A 20,257-nucleotide genomic window follows, 5' to 3' on the forward strand; every position below is an offset into this window, starting at 1 on the left:
GACGTTGATGCGTGATCGGACGAACGGGTGATCTCCGGAAAGGGCACGGCGGTACAGGTGCTGGCGGATGTGTGCGCGCTACTCGCGTGCCCGCAGTGCGGCGACGAGTTGGATCTGGCCGATCGTGCCCTGGTGTGCGCGCGTGGCCACAGCTTCGACATCGCGCGGCAGGGATACGTCACGTTGCTGACCGGTGCCGCGACCAAGTTTACCGGGGACAGCCCCGAGATGATCGCTGCGCGCTGCGATTTCCTCGACGCAGGGCACTTCGACCCGCTCATGACCGCGGTCGCCGAGGCCGTCGTGCAGACGACGGACGACGGTGTCGATCCCCGCATCCTCGAGATCGGTGCCGGCACCGGGCATTATCTCGCCCGCGTCCTGGACGCGTCGGCGTCCGCGCAGGGCATCGGGCTCGACGTCTCCAAGCCCGCGGCGCGGCGACTGGCCCGGGCGCATCCGCGTGCCGCCGCCGTCGTCGCCGATGTGTGGCGGCAACTGCCCGTGCAGGACGCCGCCCTCACTCATGTCCTCTCGATCTTCGCGCCGCGCAACGCCGCCGAGATCGACCGGGTTCTGACAGACGGGGGCACCCTCGTCGTGCTCACACCCACGGACCGGCACCTCGTCGAGCTCGTGGAGCTGCTCGGCATGGTCCGGGTCGACGACCGCAAGGTCGAGCGGCTGGGGGAGACCGTCGCCGGACGGTTCGAACGGGTTCACCGCACGCCCGTCGAGACCCGGATGATGCTCTCGCACCGGGATCTCGAGAACCTCGTGGGAATGGGGCCGTCGGCCCGTCATCTCACGGCCGAGCGCCGAACCGAGGCGATCGCGGCGCTGCCCCAACCGTTCCCGGTGACGGCATCGGTGGTCGTCTCGACCTATCGCCGGTCGAGGACCTCGGTGTAGACGTCCAGGGTCTGCTGCGCGATACGGGCCCACGAGAACTCCGCCGTCGCCCGCAGCCGGCCCGCCCGCCCCATCTCCGCGGCTCGGTCCGGATCGGTCGCCACCTCGTTGACGGCTGCCGCCAGCGCGTGCTCGAACGCCCCCGGCTCGTACGAGTTGTAGTGGACCAGCCGACCGGTGACGCCGTCCTCCACCACCTCGGGAATCCCGCCGACGTCGGAGGCGACCACCGCGGTCTCGCACGCCATGGCTTCGAGGTTCACGATCCCCAACGGCTCGTACACCGACGGGCACACGAATACCGTCGCGGCGGAGAGCATTTCCCGCACCTGCGTGGTGGGGAGCATGTCCCGGATCCAGAAGACCCCGCCGCGTCGGGCGGTGAGGCGTGCGACGGCCGCCTCGGTTTCCGCGGCCAACTCGGCGGTGTCGGGTGCACCCGCGCACAGCACCAGCTGGATCGCCGGGTCGAAGTCGTGTGCCGCGGCGACCAGATGGCCGAGCCCCTTCTGCCGGGTGATCCGTCCGACGAAGACCACGATGGGCCGCGCGGGATCGATGCCGTGCGTCGCCAGCACCGACACGGCGGTTCGCTCGGCCGGACCGGGATACCATGCGCCGGCGTCGATGCCGTTGTGCACCACGTGCACCCGGGCCGGATCGATCGCCGGATACGTGTCGAGGACGTCGGCGCGCATGCCCGCGCTGACCGCGATCACCGCGTCGGCGTGCTCCATCGCGTTGCGCTCGGACCACGACGACACCCGGTAGCCGCCACCGAGCTGCTCGGCTTTCCACGGCCGCCGCGGCTCCAGCGAGTGCGCTGTGACGATGTGCGGGATGTCGTAGAGTTCGCCCGCCAGATGCCCGGCGAGGCCGGTGTACCAGGTGTGCGAGTGCGCGACGTCGGCGCCGCCCGCGGCGTACGCCATCCGCAGTTCGGCCGACAGGGTGCTCAGGGCTGGATTGGCGCCGGCGAGGGCGGGATCGGGGCCGTGGACGAACGCACCGTCGCGGGGCGCACCCATGCAGTGCACGTCGACATCGCACAGCCGCTGCAGGTGGGTGACCAGTTCGGTGACGTGGACACCGGCGCCACCGTAGATCTCCGGGGGGTACTCCTTCGTCATCATCGCGACCCGCACCGGCTAAACGTAACCGCCGGAACCCGTTCCGGCCAGCACGACCCCGCCTGTTCGGGGCAATGCTGGCGGCGGTCGGGGCTGGCCGATAGGTTGACGGGTGTGAGGAGTCAGCCCCATGTGCTCGGGATCGTGCTCGCCGGTGGCGAGGGTAAGCGCTTGTACCCGCTCACCGCTGACCGCGCCAAGCCCGCAGTCCCCTTCGGTGGCGCCTACCGCCTCATCGACTTCGTGCTCAGCAACCTGGTGAATGCGGGGTACCTACGGATCTGCGTGCTCACCCAGTACAAGTCGCATTCCCTCGACCGGCACATCTCGCAGACGTGGCGGCTGTCCGGATTCGCCGGCGAGTACATCACCCCGGTACCTGCGCAGCAGCGGTTGGGCCCCCGCTGGTACACGGGCAGCGCCGACGCGATCTTCCAGTCCCTCAACCTGGTCTACGACGAGGATCCCGAGTACATCGTCGTCTTCGGTGCCGACCATGTGTACCGGATGGATCCCGAGCAGATGGTGCAGCATCACATCGACTCGGGAGCGGGGGTCACCGTCGCGGGGATCCGGGTACCGCGCAGCGAGGCGTTCGCGTTCGGATGCATCGACAGCGACGAGACCGGCCGGATCACCCAGTTCCTCGAGAAGCCCGCACACCCGCCGGGAACGCCCGACGACCCCAATGTGACGTTCGCCTCGATGGGCAACTACGTCTTCACCACGAAGGTTCTCGTCGACGCGATCCGCGCCGACTCCGAGAACTCCGATTCCGACCACGACATGGGCGGCGACATCATTCCGGCGCTCGTCGACGCCGGGCTCGCGTCGGTCTACGACTTCAAGAACAACGTGGTCCCCGGCGCGACGGACCGTGACCGCGGGTACTGGCGGGACGTCGGCACCATCGACGCGTTCTACGACGCGCACATGGACCTCGTCTCCGTCCACCCGGTGTTCAACCTCTACAACCGGCGCTGGCCGATCCGGGGCGGTGCCGAGAACCTGGCGCCCGCGAAATTCGTCAAGGGCGGACTGGCACAGGAGTCCGTCGTCGGTGCCGGGTCGATCCTGTCCGCGGCCACCGTCCGCAACTCGGTGCTCAGCTCCAACGTCATGGTCGAGGACGGCGCCACCGTCGAGGGCAGTGTCCTGATGCCCGGCGTCCGGGTCGGCAAGGGTGCCGTGGTGCGCCGCGCCATCCTCGACAAGAACGTCGTGGTCGGCGAGGGCGAGATCATCGGTGTCGACCTCGAACGGGACCGCCAACGGTTCGCCGTCAGCAACGGCGGCGTCGTCACTATCGGAAAGGGCGTGTGGATCTAGCCGCCGCCGGACCGCGCGTCCAGACCGGTGGCCTGGACGTCAGTGCCGGGCGGCGCAGAGCAGACCGTCGCCCACCGGGAACAGCACGCGGGTGAGCCGGTCGTCGTCGGCGATGGTCCGCGCGGCCTCCCGGACCGCGACCGTGGTGGCATCGCGCTGGCCCGGATCGGCCACACGGCCGCCCAGCAGCGCGTTGTGGAGCACGATCACGCCACCCGGGCGCAGCAACCGCACGCCCTCACGGACGAAGTGCGGGTGGTCGGCAGGGCAGTTGTCGACGAACACCAGGTCGTAGGCCGAATCGGCGAGGCGCGGCAGAACGTCGAGGGCGCGGCCGTTGATCAGGCGGGTCCGGGACGGCGCGATGCCGGCCACTCGGAACGCCTGCTTGGCGGCACGCTGATGTTCGGGTTCGCTGTCGATCGTGGTGAGGACGCCGTCCTCGCGCATGCCACGGAGCAGCCACAACCCGCTGACGCCGGCGCCGGTTCCGACCTCGACAACGGTCTTCGCATCGAGCATCCTGGTGAAGAGCGCGAGTGCGGCACCGACCGGCGCAGGTACCGGCTCGGCACCGAGTTCCGTGGCTCGGTCCCGTGCGGTGGTCAGCATCTCGTCCTCGAGGATCGTGTCCTCGGTGTGGGTGAGAATCCGTTCGGCGTTCGTGTGCACGCAATAGAGGCTAGCCGCGCCGCGTTCCCGATTCCTCGAGGCTCGCTCGTCTGGACCCGTCGAGGCCCGCCTCGGTGACATTGCGAGGCCCGCCTCGGTGACATTGCGAGGCCCGCCTCGGCAGAATTCTCAGCCCCCGCTCAGCTTGTTCATAGTGCGCACATATCGGGGTACGACAGGCTGAGTGCAACGCCGGACGACTAGACCGCACGGCGTGAAGATCACGCTCCTCGCGGGCGGTGGGAACAATTCCGAGTTCTCGGGAGTTGAACGTCCACAATCCCGTGTCTCGTGATCAGCGGTCCTGAGTAGGAGGATCCACCCATCCTGATGATCAATGCCGAACGCACACCCACCGACACCGCCGAAGGAATCGCGGCGGGCACAGATTCTGGTGTGTCCGCAGTCGGCATCGATGTCGAATGCCCCGAACCGACCGGCACGGCCGCGTTCGACGCTACGGGTGACCGGGCCGCGATGCCGTCGTGGGACGAGTTGGTCCGCGAGCACGGCGACCGCGTCTACCGGCTGGCCTACCGCCTCTCGGGCAACGCGCAGGACGCCGAGGACCTGACGCAGGACACGTTCATCCGTGTCTTCCGGTCGCTGCAGAACTACCAGCCCGGCACGTTCGAGGGTTGGCTGCACCGGATCACCACGAACCTCTTCCTCGACATGGTGCGTCGTCGCAACCGCATCCGGATGGAGGCGCTGCCCGAGGACTACGACCGGGTCCCGTCGGATTCGCCGAACCCCGAGCAGATCTACCACGACGCGCGTCTGGCACCCGACCTGCAGTCGGCGCTGGATTCGCTGGCTCCCGAGTTCCGTGCCGCGGTGGTCCTGTGTGACATCGAGGGACTGTCGTACGAGGAGATCGGTGCGACACTGGGAGTCAAGCTGGGTACTGTTCGCAGCAGGATTCATCGCGGACGACAGGCATTGCGTGACCACCTGGCCGCGAATGGGAAGGTTGACTCCGATCAGATCGGTGTCGGGTAGTGGTGCAGGAGGGTTTGATGACGCAGGCGCGCAGACCTCGTCAGTTCGGCTCCACTGAACACCTGGCGAGCGAGGCGATCGCCTCGTATGTGGACGGCGAACTCCGCATGAACGCGTATCTGCGTGCCTCCCAGCACCTGGCCTTGTGTCCCGACTGCGCCGCGGAGGTCGATGCCCAGCAGCAGGCGCGGATCGCGCTGCGGCATGCCGGCGAGGTCGCCATGCCCAGTTCCCTGCTCGGTCTGCTGAGCCAGATCCCGCGCTGCCACGTGCCCGACCCCGAGGACAACCCCGCACGGGATTCAACTCCGGGCATCATCTCGTTCGACCGGGACAGCGACATTTCCCGTCGCTGGCCGTTCCGTCGGCGCCGCTGACGGTGCCTCCCGGCACACCGCTGTCCTGATCGGTGATACTGGCATGCGTGACTGACGCACACGAGGGGGACATGCGCGCGTGACGGCTGATTCGAGCACGCCGGGGACGGCTGACGGCGACACCCCGGACACCGGCGGGCACGCGGGTTCCGCCCGTCAAGACGGGCCGCGGCTGGCTCCCCGCCCTGTGTATCGCCCCGACGTCGACCCCACGGCGCAACACGCGTTCGGGCGTCCCGCGGGCGTGAGCGGTTCCTTCGTGCCGGAGGCCGAGCACCGCGCCACCGGCGCGCCCACGCTCCGCCTCGGTGCGCCCGACGCGGTCATGGCGGAGGCGTTCGGTCGTCCCGCCGGTGAGCCACATTCGCTGCAGCGCGGCCCCGAGGGCCCACCCGACGTCCCCGAGGACGCACCGGACGGCGATCCGTGGCGCGATCCCGAGGCCCCCGTCCGGCTCGGCGCTCCAGCCGAGGCCGCCACCGGTCCCGCGCCGCTGCCGGACGCCCCCAAACTCGGCATCCGTGACGTCCTGTTGGGCGAACGCATCGAACGGAAGGCGCTCGTGGCCCTGGCGGCCACCGCGCTCGCGATCGGCCTGGTGGGCGGCCTGATCGCCACCGCGGTCACGTCGGACCGGGGGTCCCTCACGAGCGATCGGGTGACGCTGTCGCAGTCCGGCGGCGGCGAAGACGCCCCGCAGGGGCAGATCGCCACCGTCGCCGACGCCGTCCTGCCGTCGGTGGTGTCGATCCAGGTGGCACAGGGTGATCAGTCCGGAACCGGTTCGGGCGTCGTCGTCGACGGCGCGGGCTACGTCGTCACCAACAATCACGTCATCTCGATGGCCGCGACCAATCCGGGGGACTCGACGATCCGCGTCACGTTCTCCGACGGCACGAAGGTGCCGGCGCAGATCGTCGGCCGCGACATCAAGACCGATCTCGCGGTCCTCAAGACCGAGGCGGAGAACCTGACCGTCGCCGACCTCGGCCGGTCCGACGACGTGCGGGTGGGTCAGGACGTCGTGGCGGTCGGCTCCCCGCTGGGCCTGAACAAGACCGTGACCCGAGGCATCGTGAGCGCACTCCAGCGTCCGGTGCGGCTCAGCGGCGAGGGCACCGACACCGACGCCGTGATCGACGCCGTCCAGACCGACGCCGCGATCAACCCCGGCAACTCGGGTGGCCCCCTCGTCGATATGGAGGGCCGCGTGATCGGCATCAACTCGGCGATCCGATCCGAGAGCGGCGGCTCGGTGGGTCTCGGCTTCGCCATCCCGATCGACGACGTCACGGCGGTCGCGCAGGAACTGATCCGCAACGGCGTGATGCACCATCCGGAGATCGGCGTCAATGCCCGCACGGTCATCAACGACGCGACCAGCGGTGCCCAGGTCGCCAACGTGCAGTCCGGAAGTCCGGCGGAGGAAGCCGGCATCGTCGAGGGCGACGTGATCGTCAAGGTCGGTGATCGGACCGTGGCGAGCGCCGACGAGCTGGTCGTGGCCGTGCACGACCAGACGGTCGGTCAGCAGGTTCAGGTGCAGCTGGTCCGCTCCGGGCGGCTCGTCGACGTCCAGGTGACGCCCACATCGGACTGATGTGAGCGTCCAGTATGTGACGGGCATGTGATATTTGCGGATCACACGAGCGATTCCGGCGTCGGGCACGTACTCTGAACCCGTGTTTGGCAACATCGGCTGGGGCGAGTTCATGGTGCTCCTCATCGCAGCGCTCGTGATCCTCGGACCCGAGCGGCTTCCTGGCGCCGTCAGCTGGGTCACCAAGACGATGCGTCAGGTCCGGGACTACGCGGGCGGCGCCAGCCAGCAACTCAAGGACGAGCTGGGACCGGAGTTCGACGATCTCCGCAAGCCGCTGTCCGACCTCAACCAGCTGCGCGGCATGACGCCGCGCGCGGTCATTACCAAGCACCTGCTCGACGGTGACGACTCGATCATCAGCGGGACCTTCGACGGCAAGCCCTTCGCGAACGGGTCCACGGGCCCGTCGTTGTCGAAGCAGGCGCCCTCGTCGCCGCCCCTCGCGGCGAACGAGCGCCCGCCGGTCGACCCGGACGCCACGTAGCCGACCGGCCGCCACGTACACACGAGTAGGGCCCCCACGCGGATCGCGTGGGGGCCCTACTCGTCGGAGAAGCGCCTACAGGTGCCGGGTGGTGTCGATGCCGAGGGACATCCCGGCGAGGCCGCGGGCACGCACGGACAGCTTGTCGGCGATGTCGCGCAGCGCGCTGCCGGCCGGGGAATCGGGGGCGCTGAGCACGATCGGCATGCCGGCGTCGCCACCCTCGCGGACGGCCTGCTCGAGCGGAATCTGTCCCAGCAGGGGAACCTTCGCGCCGACGGCCTTCGTGAGACGGTCCGAGACGGCCTGCCCGCCACCCGAGCCGAACACCTCCATACGGGTGCCGTCGGGCAGTTCCATCCACGACATGTTCTCCACGACACCGGCGATGCGCTGGCGGGTCTGCAGCGCGATCGCGCCGGCCCGCTCGGCGACCTCGGCCGCGGCCTGCTGGGGCGTCGTGACGACGAGGATCTCGGCGCCGGGGATGAGCTGTGCGACGGAGATCGCGACGTCACCGGTGCCGGGCGGCAGGTCCAGCAGCAGCACGTCGAGATCGCCCCAGAAGACGTCCGCGAGGAACTGCTGCAGCGCGCGGTGCAGCATCGGTCCGCGCCACACGACCGGGGTGTTGCCCTGGGTGAACTGGGCGATCGAGATCAGCTTCACGTCGTGGGACTGCGGCGGCATGATCATCCGCTCCACCTGGGTGGGCTTGGCATCGGTGCCGAGCATGCGGGGTACAGAGTGGCCGTAGATGTCGGCGTCGAGCACGCCCACCGACAGGCCCTTCGCGGCCATGGCCGCAGCGAGATTCACTGTGACGCTGGACTTTCCGACGCCACCCTTGCCGGACGCGACCGCGTAGACGCGGGTGAGCGAGCCGGGCTGGGCGAACGGGATCACCGGCTCGGTGGTGTCGCCGCGGAGCGAGCGGCGCAGCTCGGTCCGCTGCTCGTCGCTCATCACGTCGAGGTCGACGCGGATCGTGCCCGCGCCCTCGACGTCCGCGACGGCCTTGGTCACGCGTTCGGTGATCTCGGTACGCAGCGGGCAACCCGCGGTGGTGAGGTAGATGCCGATGTCGACACTGCCGTCGTCGCCGATCTCGATGCTCTTGACCATCCCGAGTTCCGTGATGGGTTTACGGATCTCGGGGTCCTGCACCCGCGACAGTGCGGTGCGGACGGCGGTCTCGCTCAGGGCTGCCATGCCCCCATGGTAGGCGGCGCCGTTATGCGACCGGGCCCGGTGGGGGTGCGGGTGCCTCCGCCGGCGCGGCGGGCGGGCAGAAGACGAGGCACGGCAGCGGCGGAAGCCCGGGGATGACGGGGAGGGGCATGGGCGCGGGCGCAGGTGCGGGGACCTGCTCGGCAGGCGGTGCCGCGGGTGCGGTGGGCGGTGCGGCCGACGTGGACTCGGGAGCCACGGCGGCCACCGATGCCGCCTCCGAATCGGGGGACCGCTCGGGCGGTGCGGGGGTGACGGGAACCGACGGGGCGGCTGTTCCGCCGGTCCGATAGGCCGCCGACCATCCGAGGACGTTCGCCATGTACGAGGCCGAGTTGTTGTAGCGCAGCACGGCGCGCGACGCCTGGGCCGGGTCGTTCAGGTCGAGGCCGCCGGCACACAGGTACCGGGCCGCCGCGAGGGAGGCGTCGAAGACATTGTTGGGGTCCGCGACGCCGTCGCCGTTGCCGTCCGACGCGTAGCGCGCCCAGGTGCTCGGAATGAACTGCATCGGCCCGACGGCGCGGTCGTGCGTCGGATCACCGTCGAGCAGACCGCGATCGGTGTCGGTGATGATCTCGTTGCCGGCCAGGTGTCCGTTGAGGGTGGGGCCGAGGATCGGTGTGACGGTGGTGCCGGCCGCGTCGGTCTGGCCGCCACCCGCGTGGCCGGATTCGATCTTCCCGATGCCGGCGAGGAGGTTCCACTGCAGTCCGCAACCCGGCTGGGTGCTCGCCATCGTCAGCTCGGCCGACCGGTAGGCGTTGAGGACGATCTCCGGGATGCCGAGCGGGCCGACCACCACAGGGACCGGGACCGAGCGCGGCGCGGCGCCGGGCAGCAGGCTCGCCGGGTCCGGGATCGTCGGCGTCGCGGCCGGCTTCGCGGTGCGCAGTTGACGCTCGGGCCGGGGTGCGGCGGGGACCAGCCCCACGGTGGGGATGAGGGCGGCCTGCGCGGCCGGAGGCTCGGTGGTGGGATCCAGGTCGTGGGTCGCGGCGGCCGACGCGGACTCGGTGGGGGGAGCCTCGAACACGCCACCTATCGATGACGCTGCTGTCACGAATCCGGCAAGGACGAGGGCCGACACTCCGACAGTTCCACGCACACGCACTCGACAACCCCTCCTTGCAGGAACCCTGCATCCACGCTCACGTACCTCGTTCCGAGCGTTCCGTCGGATACATCTCGAACGATGTGACACACGTTACATATCGGTGACGGGTCGTGTCGGGGAACCGTGACACCCGCGGGGATCGTCCGCTGTGTCCGGGCTACTTGCGCGCGGGGCGAGCCTTCGGGGATGGACCGGGTTCGCCGTCGTCGTCCTGTCGGGCGTCGCGTTCGGCGAGGATCTGCTTGAGGTCGTCGAGTTCGCGGCGCAGGTAGTCCCGGGTCGCGACCTCGCCCACCGCCAGCCGCAGCGCGGCCAGCTCGCGGGCGAGGAACTCGGTGTCCGCCTTGGTTTGTTCGGCGCGCGCCCGGTCCTCCTCGAGCGAGACGCGGTCGCGGTTCTCCTGCCGGTTCTGGGCCAGCAGGATCAGCGGCGCGGCGTACGCGGCCTGCGTCGAGAACGCGAGGTTCAGCAGGATGAACGGGTAGGGATCCCACTGCAGGCTCACCGCGAAGATGTTCAGCGCGATCCACACGATCACGATCACGGTCTGGATCAGTAGGTAACGGCCGGTGCCGAGGAACCGTGCGATGCTCTCGCTCACCCTGCCCACGGCCTCGACGTCGAAGTGCATGCGCAGCCCGCGAGTCCCGCGGGGGGTCTCGAGGCGCTGGCGTCCGGTCGGCTCACTCATCGCCGGCCTCCTCTTCACGCCAGTCCGTCGGCAGGAGGTGGTCGAGCACGTCGTCGACGGTCACCGCGCCGAGCAGATGGTGCTCGTCGTCGACGACGGGCGCGCACACCAGGTTGTAGGTGGCGAAGTACCGCGTGACGGTGGCGAGCGAGTCCTCGGGATCGAGTCGGGGCAGGTCGTCGTCGAGCACGCCGCCGACAAGGCTCGCGGGCGGCTCGCGGAGCAGCCGTTGCAGGTGGACGCACCCCAGATATCGCCCGGTCGGCGTCGCGGTCGGTGGCCGCACCACGAAGACCATGCTGGCGAGCGCGGGGGTCAGGTCGGCGTTGCGGGCGCGGGCCAGCGCCTCGGCGACCGTCGTGGACGGCGTCAGGACCACCGGTTCGGGCGTCATGAGACCGCCCGCGGTGTCGGGGGAGTGCTCGAGGAGACGACGGACCGGGGCGGAGTCCTCCGGATCCATCAGCTGCAGCAACGACTCGGCGTCGGTCTCGGGGAGCTCGCCGAGGAGGTCGGCGGCGTCGTCGGGGTCCATCGCCTCGAGCACGTCCGCCGCGCGTTCGACCTCGAGGTGGAGCAGCAGGTCGGTCTGGTCGTCGGCGGGCAGCTCCTGCACGACGTCGGCGAGGCGTTCGTCGTCGAGCGCGAATGCCACCTCGTGGCGGCGCTTCTCGGGCAGCTCGCGCATCGCGTGCGCGACGTCGGCGGGGCGCATGCCCTCGAACTGCATCAGCAGCTGGGAGACGCCCTGGCCCGGCATCGACAGCGCGGTCGGGGTCAGCCCGTGCACGTGCTGCCAGTCGACGACGTGGATCGCGGAGCGGCGGCCGAGTCGCCCGCGCGGAGCACGCACCGCGACCCGGGACACCACCCAGTCGCGGGTGCGGGTGAGCTCGATCCCGAGGTCGACGATCACCGCGTCGGTTCCGATGGTCTCGGTGACCTCCGGATCGTCGATCCGGACGCGGGAATCGAGAACCTGGGCGAGTGCCAGGATCTCGGTCGGACGCTGGGTGAAGCGGCGCAGACTGACGTTGCCGGTCTTGAGGGTGACCGACGCCGGTTCGATCGCGGTGACGCGGAGCATGGGCACGAAAATTCTCTTGCGCGTGAACATTTCGATGACCAGGCCCAGCACCCGGGGCGGTTGTCGGCCTATTCGGATCGTCAGGACCACGTCCCGCACACGCCCGATCGACTCGCCGTCCGGTCCGAGAACCACCAGGCCGGCGAGCCTGGCTGCGAATACCTTGTTCACAGCTGCCATGATGAAAAGGCTAGATCCTTGCTGTGTGATCCACTGAATTCGGAGGGCCGTCGGTCATGACTTCTCGTATCAGGCCGCGTCGGTCCGTCCTGGCGGTGCCGGGTTCGAGCCGGAAGATGATCGACAAGGCGAAGGGTCTGCCTGCCGACGAGATCTTCCTCGACCTCGAGGACGCGGTGGCGCCGATCGCGAAGGCCGAGGCGCGGGCGCGGATCGTCGACGCGCTCAACGAGGACGGGTGGGGCGAGCAGATCAAGGTGGTGCGGGTCAACGACTGGACCACCGAGTGGACCCACGCGGACATCGCGACCGTTGTCGGCGGCGCGGGCGCCAATCTCGACGCCGTGCTGCTGCCGAAGGTGCCCGACGCCAGTCACGTTCAGGCCCTCGACCTGCTGCTGACGCAGATCGAGAAGGCCAACGGCCTCGAGGTGGGCCGGATCGGCATCGAACCGCAGATCGAGAATGCGATCGGCTTGACGAACATCAACGCGATCGCGACCGCCAGCCCGCGCGTCCAGACGCTCGTGTTCGGTCCGGCGGACTTCATGGCCAGCATCAACATGCGCACGCTCGTGGTCGGCGAGCAGCCCGACGGGTACGACCGCGGCGACGCCTACCACCACATCCTGATGACGATCCTGATGGCCGCGCGGGCGCACGACCTGCAGGCCATCGACGGCCCGTACCTGCAGATCCGGGACGTCGACGCGTTCCGTCGCTCCGCGCAGCGGACGGCCGCACTGGGGTTCGACGGCAAGTGGGTCCTGCACCCCACCCAGATCGACGCCGCGAACGAGGTCTTCAGCCCGCGGCAGGAAGACTTCGACCAGGCGGAGATGATCCTCGACGCCTACCAGTTCCACACTTCCGCGGAGGGTGGCGGACGCGGTGCGGTCATGCTCGGTGACGAGATGATCGACGAGGCGAGCCGCAAGATGGCCCTGGTGATCTCGGCGAAGGGGCGCGCGGCCGGCATGGCGCGCACGTCGGCGTTCACGCCGCCCGCGAACGGGTAGGCGCTCGTCGCTCGGTGCGGGCACAATTGATATCAAGAACCGGACATCGGTAGGACCGGACATATCGCACGCCCCCGAGCAGGAGAGACGAAGACGATGACGAATCCACTCTCGCAGCCGAACCGACAGGGCCGCGGGCTACCGACGCCGCCCACCGGCTGGCCCATCGGTTCGTATCCGACGTACGCCGAGGCGCAGCGCGCCGTGGACTACCTGTCGGATCAGGAGTTCTCGGTCGAGGACGTCACGATCGTCGGCGTCGACCTGATGCAGGTCGAGCGCGTGCTCGGCAGGCTGACCTGGGCCAAAGTCATTGGTGGCGGCATCGTTTCGGGTGCCTGGCTGGGCGTGTTCTTCGGCCTCCTGCTCGGCATCTTCACCGGCGGATTCCTCGGACCGTTGCTGGTGGGCGTGTTCGGCGGCATCATCTTCGGGCTGATCTCCACCACAATCCCGTACGCGGCGGCCCGTGGCACGCGCGACTTCTCGTCGACGATGCAGTTGGTGGCCGGACGTTACGACGTGCTGTGCGACCCGAAGACGGCGGAGTCCGCCCGCGACATGCTGGCCAAGCTTGCGCTCTAGCCGACCGGCGCCGCTTCCGCACCGGCCTGCCGGCGCCGGTGGGACTTCGCGGTAGCGAGGAACACCAGCAGGGTCGCGGCCACAGCGCATCCGGCACCGATCGCGAACGCGATCAGGTAGGCGTCCACCGTGGCTACACCGGCGGCAGTGTGGGTCGTGAGCAGGGTCGCCAACAGGGCGCTCGCGACGCTGCTGCCGACGGTCCGGGCGATCGAGTTGACGCTGTTGGCGACGCCCGTCAGGCCCGGTTCCACCTCCGCGACCAGCAACGCGGGCAGGGACGCGTACGACAGGCTCGTGAACGCGCACATCAGCATCGACGCGCACACCACCTGCCACGCGTGCTCGTGCGCCACGATCATCGAACCGAACCCGAGCACCCCGAGCACGGATGCCGCCGCCATCACGCTGCGCGGGCCGAACCGGGTGATGAGCATGCCGCTGCAGATCGACGCGATCACGCCCACGGTCGCGCCGGGGAGGATGAACATCACGCTGGCGCGCATCGGATCGGCGTCGAAGCCGTAGCCGGCGACCCCGCGGGAACTCTGCACGAAGTACATCACCGCCGTGACGTTGACGAACATTCCGGCGCCGACGAGCAGACCGGCCAGGTGGGTGAACAGCACGGGCCGGCGAGTGAGCATCTCGGTCGGCACGAGCGGCTGGCCGATCCGGCGTTCGAGGGCGAACCAGACGCCCAGCACGACGAGGCCGCCGAAGGCGCAGCCGATCGTCGCGGGCGAGGTCCAGCCCCACCGGACGCCCTCGGCCAGCGGCATCAGCAGCAGCACCAGCCCCGCGCCGAGCAGTGCGGCGCCGGCCCAGTCCACCCGACCGGGGGTGGGGTTCGGGCGGGACGGCACCGTCGCGACGACGCCGACGAGCGCGATGATCGTCATGCCTGTCGCGAGCCAGAACACTCGTCGGTAGTCGGTGCCCTCCGAGACGAGCAGTCCGGTCAGGACCATGCCGATGGCGCCGCCGAAACCGAGCGTGCCGGACAGCAGGCCCATCGCGGACGTCAGCCGCTTCGGCGTGAACTCGTCGCGCAGAATCGCGATACTCACCGGGAAGGCTGTGAACGACAGACCCTGCAGCACGCGTGCGACCAGCAGCCACGGCAGCGACTCGGTGACGGCCCCGATGATCGACCCGACCAGCACGATCACCAGGACGCCCAGCAGGACCGTCCGCTTGCGGCGCAGATCCGCCATCCGGCCCGCTATCGGTGTGGTGACCGCCGCCGCGAGGAAGCTCGCGGTGAGCGTCCAGCCGATCGCGGTCGTGTCGACGTCGAGCTGGTGGCCGATCACACCGGACAGGGGGATGACGATGGTCTGCTGGACCGACGCGACGAGGATGACGAAGCAGAGCGTGGCGGTCAGGGCGGTGCCGGGCGGGCGGGTTTCATTGCGGGGCAAGGGGACTCCTGGACGAATCTGAACGAGATCGAGCAAAGGGCGGAGCAAGGTGTGCGCGAGGCAAGGGGGAGTGCAAATTGGTTAATTCATCTAACTAGTGCGTCGGGTAGGGGATGTCCAGTCGGCTTCCCTGTGGTCGGGAGAGGATCGAAGTAGGTTCGAGCCCATGAACGTTCGACGCCCGAGCCCGACCACCGTTCGGCCCCACGCGTTGTCGCAGCGTTCGGCAGGGCGGGCAACGCTCGCGCGTCAGCACCTACTGCGGCGCAGCGCCGGCGACACGCTCACGACGGTGGAGCACCTGTACGGCGTCCAGGCGCAGTCCCCGTCGGCGCCGTACTTCGCGTTGTGGTCGCGGCTGAAGGGATTTCGGCCCGAGCATCTCGCCAGGCTGATCGAACGCGGCGAGGTGGTCCGCATCGCCTTGATGCGTGGCACCGTCCATCTGGTGACCGCCGACGATGCGTTCGCGCTCCGGGCTCTCGTCCAGCCGCTCTTCGACCGCGATCTCGACACCACTACGCAACACGCCCCGCACCTGGCCGGAATCGACCGGGTCGAACTCGCGGCGGTCGGACGGCGACTCGTCGAGCAAGAGCCCCGCACGATGGCACAGTTGCGCCCGCTGCTGGCCGAGTGTTGGCCCGGACGTGACCCGAACGCCCTCGCGCACGGGGTGCGCGGGCTGGTCCCGCTCGTGCAGCTTCCACCCCGCGGACTGTGGGGCCGGTCGGGGTCTGCGGTGTGCACCACACTGGACTCGTGGGTGGGCAGGTCCGCCGCGTCGGCCCCCTCGGTGGAGCAGATGGTGCTCCGGTACCTCGCGGCGTACGGTCCCGCGAGCGTGCGCGATGTCCAGGCCTGGTCCGGCCTCACCCGGCTGGGGGAGGTGGTCGACCGCCTGCGGCCCGGGCTCGAACGATTCTCGTCGGAGGCGGGGGCCGAGCTGTTCGACCTTCCGGACGCTCCGCGGCCCGACGCCTCGGTCCCGGCCCCGGTGCGGTTCCTCGCGCCGTACGACAACATGCTGCTCTCGTACGCCGATCGCACGCGTTTCCTCGCCGACGAGCACAGGCGGGCGCTGTTCACGCAGAACGGGATCGTCAAGCCCGCGCTGCTCGTCGGCGGCACTGTCGCCGGATGGATCGCAGCGCGGATGGAGGGTGCGACCGCGGTGCTCGAGGTCTCGACCTTCCGGACCCTCGCCCGCACCCACGCGGCGGCCGTGGAGGCGGAAGGGCGGCGTCTGCTGCGCTTCGCCCACCCGGAGGCCGAGACGTTCGATGTGCGGATCGGGCGAGCGGAGTGAGCCTCGCGCGCCCGGGTGTTAGATGGGTGTGTGACTGACAGCGTTATCTCCGCCGTACGCGCACATCTCGACGAATACATCGGCGGGCCGGAGCCGACCGCTGCGTCCGTGACGTTCCTCGGAGTCGAACCCGTCGATGTCCTCCGCTACCCCGGCGACGGTGATGGTCCGGTCCGCTACGCGAGCCTGGGGTGCTCGCGGCACCCGATGGGCGATCCGAGCGACATGATCGCCGACCCGACACGTGGTCCGCGCGCCGAACTGGTGCTCAGCCTCGTCGGCGGCGCGGGCGTCGCGTCCGGCGTGCACCGCACGCTGGCCGTCCTCGCCGCTGCACCGTCCGTCGAGGGCGTGGTCCTCAAGCCGGACGGCCTGATCGACCTGGGGGAGCCGCTGTGGAAGGGCGTGCCGTTCACCGCGGTTCTGCTGGGGCCCAGCGAGATCCCGGACCTGGTGCTGCCCGAACCTCTGGACCCCGTCCAGTTCCTCTCGGTGGTGCCGTTGACCGGAACCGAGGCGGCGTGGGTGCGTCTGCGCGGCGCCGCCGCGCTGCGTGAGGCCTGGGCGGAGGCCGGAATCGACGTGCGCGACCCCGATCGGGGCGCCGCCGCCTTGTGACCCGCCGGTAAAGCGGGCGCAGCGCACATCTTTCGGACCTGACACACTGGACCGGTGCGTATCGATCTCCACACCCACTCGACCGCCTCCGACGGCACGGACACGCCGACGGAACTGGTGCACGCCGCGGCGCGGGCCGGAGTCGACGTACTCGCGATCACCGACCACGACACCACCGCAGGCTGGAGCGACGCGGCGGCCGCCCTTCCCGCCGGAATGCAGTTGGTGCGGGGCATGGAGATGTCGTGCGAGGGGCGGGGCGAGGACGGGCGTCCGGTGGCCGTGCACCTGCTGGCCTACCTGTTCGATCCGAGCGCGCGCGAATTCGCCGTCGAGCGCGAGCGCCTGCGCGGGGAGCGGGTGGCGCGGCTGCGTGCGATGGCGACACGGATGGCCGACGACGGGCTTCCGATCGATCCCGACGCGCTGATGGCCGACGCCGGCCCCGCTGTCGGACGGCCGCACCTGGCGCAGGCGCTGGTCCGTGCCGGCGTGGTCGCCAGCGTCGGCGAGGCGTTCACCGATCTGCTGTCCACCCGGAGCCGCTACTACGTGCACAAGGTCGACACCCCGCTCGAGCACGCGGTCCAGATGGTCGCCGGTGCCGGCGGGGTGAGTGTGATCGCGCACGCCCGGGCCCGCACGCGCGGACGGCTGCTGTCGCTCGACCACATCCGTGTACTCGCCGAGCGCGGTCTGGGTGGACTCGAGGTCGATCACCCCGATCACGACGAGCACGACGTCGCGGTCCTGCGGTCGCTGGCGTCCGAACTGGATCTGATCACCACCGGGTCGTCGGACTACCACGGGTCGAACAAGACCATCGAGCTCGGCCGGCACACCACCGATCCCGGCGAGTTCGAGGCGCTGGTGGCGCGGGCGAGTGGAGTGCCGGTGCTCTCCGGCAGCGACGTCACGATCGGGGGATCCGGCCGGTGATGCGGGACGGATTCGACGGCGTCCGTCGTCGGGGTGACTCGTGGGCGGTGCGTGCCCTGCGGGGGCTGTCCGGTGTCGTGGCGGGCGGCGTCGTGGTCCTCACGCTCGTCGTGATCGGTACCGCGTACCTCGCGTCGGACCGCGGTTTCCCCGGGCCGGGCGGCGAGTCGATCACCGCGCACGTGCTGGCGAGTGTCGCCGTTGTCGGGCTCCAGGTGTTCGCGGATCGGCGCCGCGGGGGAGCCGCGGTGATGTCGGCGATCGCGGCGCTGGCGATCACCGGGCTGTTGCTGTGGAGCCAGTGGTGGTCCTGACCGCCCACTTTCGTCGCCATCCGGCGCGCGACACTGTGCGTCCTCACAGGTAGAACCACTTTTCGGTGAGGTTTCGACCGATCTGACGGATTTGATTCCTGCCTCCCGATGGTGCAGAATTACTGCACTCCACGTGGGTGCTACCGCCCTTCGTTGGAGTTCTCCAGGTGGCAGAACTTGAGCCAGGGCCCACCCCGCCCGGCGCCATCACGCTCCGGCAGTAGTGCAGCGATCGCGCGCCCCGGTAGCTGCAACCGATCAAATCCTGTGTTTCGAAGTGCTGTCTCGTTTTCATCTTGCCGAGACGGTTACTTCTCAGTAACCAGGACCCGAGTGAGTCTGGCCTCAAGAGGAGTGTCATCGTGTCCCCTGTGTCTGAAGCTTCCGTAACGCCAAAGGTCGAAATCACCGACGAGGAAATTTTCGCGGGCCACATCGGTGGCAAGCTCTCAGTTGAGACGACCGCGCCCCTCGATTCCCAGCGTGCGCTGTCGATCGCGTACACCCCCGGTGTTGCGCAGGTCAGCCGTGCGATCCACGCCGACGAGACGCTGGCCGATCGCTACACGTGGACCAGCCGGCTCGTCGTCGTCGTGAGCGACGGCACCGCGGTTCTGGGCCTCGGCGACATCGGCCCGCGCGCCTCGCTTCCCGTCATGGAGGGCAAGTCGGCGCTGTTCAAGAACTTCGCCGGCCTCAACTCGATCCCGCTGGTGCTCGACACCAAGGATCCCGACGAGATCGTCGAGACCCTGATCCGTCTGCGCCCGAGTTTCGGCGCAGTGAACCTCGAGGACATCTCGGCGCCGCGCTGCTTCGAGATCGAGCGCCGCGTCATCGAGGCGCTGGACTGCCCCGTGATGCACGACGATCAGCACGGCACGGCCATCGTGGCGCTCGCGGCGCTGCGCGGTGCCGCGAAGGTCCAGAACCGCGGGATCGAGGGTCTGCGCGTGGTGATCTCCGGTGCCGGTGCAGCCGGTGTCGCGTGCGCCAACATCCTGCTCGCTGCGGGTGTGCCCGACGTGACCGTCCTGGATTCGAAGGGCATCGTCTCGAGCGACCGCGGCGATCTCAACGAGATCAAGGCCGACCTCGCTGCTCGCACCAACCCGGCCGGACGCACCGGTGGGATCGTCGAGGCACTCGACGGCGCCGACGTGTTCCTGGGTGTCTCGGCGGGCACGGTGCCCGAGGAGATCATCGCGACGATGGCTCCCGAGTCGATCATCTTCGCGATGTCGAACCCGGATCCCGAGATCCACCCCGACATCGCGAGCAAGTACGCCGCGATCGTCGCGACGGGCCGCAGCGATTTCCCGAACCAGATCAACAACGTGCTCGCGTTCCCCGGTGTCTTCAAGGGCGCCCTGGACGCCGGTGCGCGCCGGATCACCGAGGGCATGAAGCTGGCAGCCGCGGAGGCGATCCTGTCGGTGCTCGGCGACGAGCTCGCGGTCGACAAGATCGTCCCGAGCCCGCTGGACCCGCGGGTTGCCCCGGCGGTCGCCGCGGCGGTCGCGCAGGCGGCCAAGGACGAGGGCGTCGCGTAGGACGTCCAGGGCGCATCGCGTCTATCGGATCAGCGAAACGCTCGGCCGGGGTTCCCCGGCCGAGCGTTTTCGTGTTCTGGCCCGGTCCCCGTCAACGTCGTTGCGCGAGTAGCGCCGCAGCGAACGCGTCGAGGTCGGCATTGAGGCGTCGCACTCGCTCGGCGCCGAGTTCCTCGACCAGCCGACCGTGGAAGTCCTCCAGGATGTCCCGGCCTGCGGCGGCGGCCGTTTCGCCCGCGTCGGTGAGGGAATGACCGATGATCCTCCCCTTGCCCGGGGTGCGGAGGATCAGGCCGTCGCGTTCCAGGATCGCGGCCATGCTCGTGAGGGACTGGGGCGTCTGCAGCGTCGTGTTCGCCAGCGCCGCGCCCGAAACACCTGGGTGGCGCTTGATCGCCGCGAGCACCGTGTACCTCGCGATCGTGAGATCGATCGTCGCCATCTCGTCGTCGACGACGCGTAGCGCGAGTTGGGAGACATACCGGAGTCGGTGATGAAGGTTGTCGAGTCCGGTCGGATCCGGTTGCGAGAGAAGGTCGGACAGATAGTCCGCCACGGTGGTCTCCTCGAGTTCGTCGTGCCGTTGCCGGCAGTCTATATCAGGTGCCTTATCAGGGACCTGATATAAATGGTTCGGCTCGCCTTCCGGTTCAGCCGACTCCAGAGAGAAGGGATGGACCGT

The 20,257-nt window shown here is 69.4% G+C and carries 21 protein-coding genes; 13 read left to right on the plus strand and 8 right to left on the minus strand.

The window, feature by feature from the left end; translation table 11 throughout:
- Positions 1-57: 57 nt before the first annotated feature.
- The gene (locus tag DEU38_RS02120; RefSeq protein WP_114718577.1) at positions 58-912 is read left to right on the plus strand and encodes a putative RNA methyltransferase; all 855 of its coding nucleotides are present in this window, start codon (positions 58-60) and stop codon (positions 910-912) included.
- Here DEU38_RS02120 and glgA read toward each other — a convergent pair.
- Positions 885-2,057: a glycogen synthase gene (glgA, locus tag DEU38_RS02125; protein ID WP_114718446.1), complete on the minus strand. Its 1,173-nt coding sequence runs from the start codon at positions 2,055-2,057 to the stop codon at positions 885-887. The two genes, DEU38_RS02120 and glgA, sit on opposite strands and share 28 nt — an antisense overlap.
- Positions 2,058-2,156: 99 nt before the next feature.
- Here glgA and glgC point away from each other — a divergent pair, with 99 nt between their 5' ends.
- Positions 2,157-3,371, plus strand: a complete 1,215-nt coding sequence (gene glgC, locus DEU38_RS02130; RefSeq protein ID WP_114718447.1) for a glucose-1-phosphate adenylyltransferase — start codon at positions 2,157-2,159, stop codon at positions 3,369-3,371.
- A gap of 39 nt (positions 3,372-3,410) precedes the next feature.
- Here glgC and DEU38_RS02135 read toward each other — a convergent pair whose 3' ends face one another.
- Entirely contained in the window at positions 3,411-4,043 is a 633-nt protein-coding gene (locus DEU38_RS02135; protein ID WP_114718448.1) for an O-methyltransferase, read from the minus strand.
- 330 nt (positions 4,044-4,373) lie between these two features.
- On the opposite strand from DEU38_RS02135, the gene sigE reads away from it, so the two are divergent.
- The 4 genes from sigE (at position 4,374) to tatB (ending at position 7,509) form a co-directional block, all read left to right on the plus strand.
- Complete coding sequence (gene sigE / locus DEU38_RS02140) at positions 4,374-5,045, plus strand: RNA polymerase sigma factor SigE (RefSeq protein ID WP_114718449.1); 672 nt, start codon at positions 4,374-4,376, stop codon at positions 5,043-5,045.
- Positions 5,046-5,062: 17 nt separating this feature from the next.
- A complete protein-coding gene (locus DEU38_RS02145) occupies positions 5,063-5,422 on the plus strand; it encodes an RNA polymerase subunit sigma-70 (protein WP_114718578.1) in 360 nt (119 codons plus the stop codon).
- A gap of 79 nt (positions 5,423-5,501) precedes the next feature.
- Positions 5,502-7,022, plus strand: a complete 1,521-nt coding sequence (locus DEU38_RS02150) for a S1C family serine protease (RefSeq protein ID WP_114718450.1) — start codon at positions 5,502-5,504, stop codon at positions 7,020-7,022.
- Positions 7,023-7,104: 82 nt separating this feature from the next.
- The gene (tatB, locus tag DEU38_RS02155; RefSeq protein ID WP_114718451.1) at positions 7,105-7,509 is read left to right on the plus strand and encodes a Sec-independent protein translocase protein TatB; all 405 of its coding nucleotides are present in this window, start codon (positions 7,105-7,107) and stop codon (positions 7,507-7,509) included.
- Positions 7,510-7,584: 75 nt separating this feature from the next.
- Here the strand turns inward: tatB and DEU38_RS02160 are convergent, their stop codons facing one another.
- The 4 genes from DEU38_RS02160 to DEU38_RS02175 all read right to left on the minus strand — a co-directional run bounded on the left by DEU38_RS02160 (position 7,585) and on the right by DEU38_RS02175 (position 11,814).
- The gene (locus DEU38_RS02160) at positions 7,585-8,721 is read right to left on the minus strand and encodes an Mrp/NBP35 family ATP-binding protein (protein WP_114718452.1); all 1,137 of its coding nucleotides are present in this window, start codon (positions 8,719-8,721) and stop codon (positions 7,585-7,587) included.
- 22 nt (positions 8,722-8,743) lie between these two features.
- A complete protein-coding gene (locus DEU38_RS02165; RefSeq protein WP_258557602.1) occupies positions 8,744-9,775 on the minus strand; it encodes a lytic transglycosylase domain-containing protein in 1,032 nt (343 codons plus the stop codon).
- 238 nt (positions 9,776-10,013) lie between these two features.
- Positions 10,014-10,547: a DUF1003 domain-containing protein gene (locus DEU38_RS02170; RefSeq protein WP_114718454.1), complete on the minus strand. Its 534-nt coding sequence runs from the start codon at positions 10,545-10,547 to the stop codon at positions 10,014-10,016.
- On the minus strand, positions 10,540-11,814 hold the full coding sequence (locus DEU38_RS02175; RefSeq protein WP_114718455.1) for a magnesium transporter MgtE N-terminal domain-containing protein: 1,275 nt from the start codon (positions 11,812-11,814) through the stop codon (positions 10,540-10,542). Before DEU38_RS02175 ends, DEU38_RS02170 begins: the two co-directional genes overlap by 8 nt.
- Positions 11,815-11,870: 56 nt before the next feature.
- Between DEU38_RS02175 and DEU38_RS02180 the strand changes: the two genes are divergently transcribed.
- Together DEU38_RS02180 and DEU38_RS02185 are read left to right on the plus strand one after the other, a co-directional pair.
- Positions 11,871-12,833 (plus strand): CoA ester lyase, encoded by a 963-nt coding sequence (locus DEU38_RS02180; protein ID WP_114718456.1) that lies wholly within the window; start codon positions 11,871-11,873, stop codon positions 12,831-12,833.
- A 96-nt stretch (positions 12,834-12,929) separates the two neighbouring features.
- Positions 12,930-13,418 (plus strand): general stress protein, encoded by a 489-nt coding sequence (locus DEU38_RS02185; RefSeq protein ID WP_114718457.1) that lies wholly within the window; start codon positions 12,930-12,932, stop codon positions 13,416-13,418.
- On the opposite strand, the gene DEU38_RS02190 is transcribed toward DEU38_RS02185, so the two are convergent.
- Positions 13,415-14,842, minus strand: coding sequence for an MFS transporter (locus DEU38_RS02190; protein WP_181818649.1), 1,428 nt, complete (start codon positions 14,840-14,842; stop codon positions 13,415-13,417). The two genes, DEU38_RS02185 and DEU38_RS02190, sit on opposite strands and share 4 nt — an antisense overlap.
- 166 nt (positions 14,843-15,008) lie before the next feature.
- Between DEU38_RS02190 and DEU38_RS02195 the strand changes: the two genes are divergently transcribed.
- The 5 genes from DEU38_RS02195 (at position 15,009) to DEU38_RS02215 (ending at position 19,575) form a co-directional block, all read left to right on the plus strand.
- On the plus strand, positions 15,009-16,151 hold the full coding sequence (locus tag DEU38_RS02195) for a winged helix DNA-binding domain-containing protein (protein ID WP_114718459.1): 1,143 nt from the start codon (positions 15,009-15,011) through the stop codon (positions 16,149-16,151).
- Positions 16,152-16,181: 30 nt separating this feature from the next.
- Positions 16,182-16,769 carry a suppressor of fused domain protein gene (locus DEU38_RS02200; protein ID WP_114718460.1) on the plus strand — a complete coding sequence of 196 codons (588 nt, stop codon included), beginning with the start codon at positions 16,182-16,184 and terminating at the stop codon, positions 16,767-16,769.
- Positions 16,770-16,823: 54 nt separating this feature from the next.
- The gene (locus DEU38_RS02205; RefSeq protein ID WP_114718461.1) at positions 16,824-17,708 is read left to right on the plus strand and encodes a PHP domain-containing protein; all 885 of its coding nucleotides are present in this window, start codon (positions 16,824-16,826) and stop codon (positions 17,706-17,708) included.
- Positions 17,708-18,022: a hypothetical protein gene (locus DEU38_RS02210; RefSeq protein WP_114718462.1), complete on the plus strand. Its 315-nt coding sequence runs from the start codon at positions 17,708-17,710 to the stop codon at positions 18,020-18,022. Before DEU38_RS02205 ends, DEU38_RS02210 begins: the two co-directional genes overlap by 1 nt.
- A gap of 362 nt (positions 18,023-18,384) precedes the next feature.
- Positions 18,385-19,575 (plus strand): NADP-dependent malic enzyme, encoded by a 1,191-nt coding sequence (locus tag DEU38_RS02215; protein ID WP_114718463.1) that lies wholly within the window; start codon positions 18,385-18,387, stop codon positions 19,573-19,575.
- 91 nt (positions 19,576-19,666) lie between these two features.
- Here DEU38_RS02215 and DEU38_RS02220 read toward each other — a convergent pair whose 3' ends face one another.
- Positions 19,667-20,131 (minus strand): MarR family winged helix-turn-helix transcriptional regulator, encoded by a 465-nt coding sequence (locus DEU38_RS02220; protein ID WP_114718464.1) that lies wholly within the window; start codon positions 20,129-20,131, stop codon positions 19,667-19,669.
- Positions 20,132-20,257: the final 126 nt, after the last annotated feature.

The organism is Rhodococcus sp. AG1013, assembly GCF_003350365.1.
In the GTDB taxonomy this organism is placed as follows: Bacteria; Actinomycetota; Actinomycetes; order Mycobacteriales; family Mycobacteriaceae; genus Prescottella.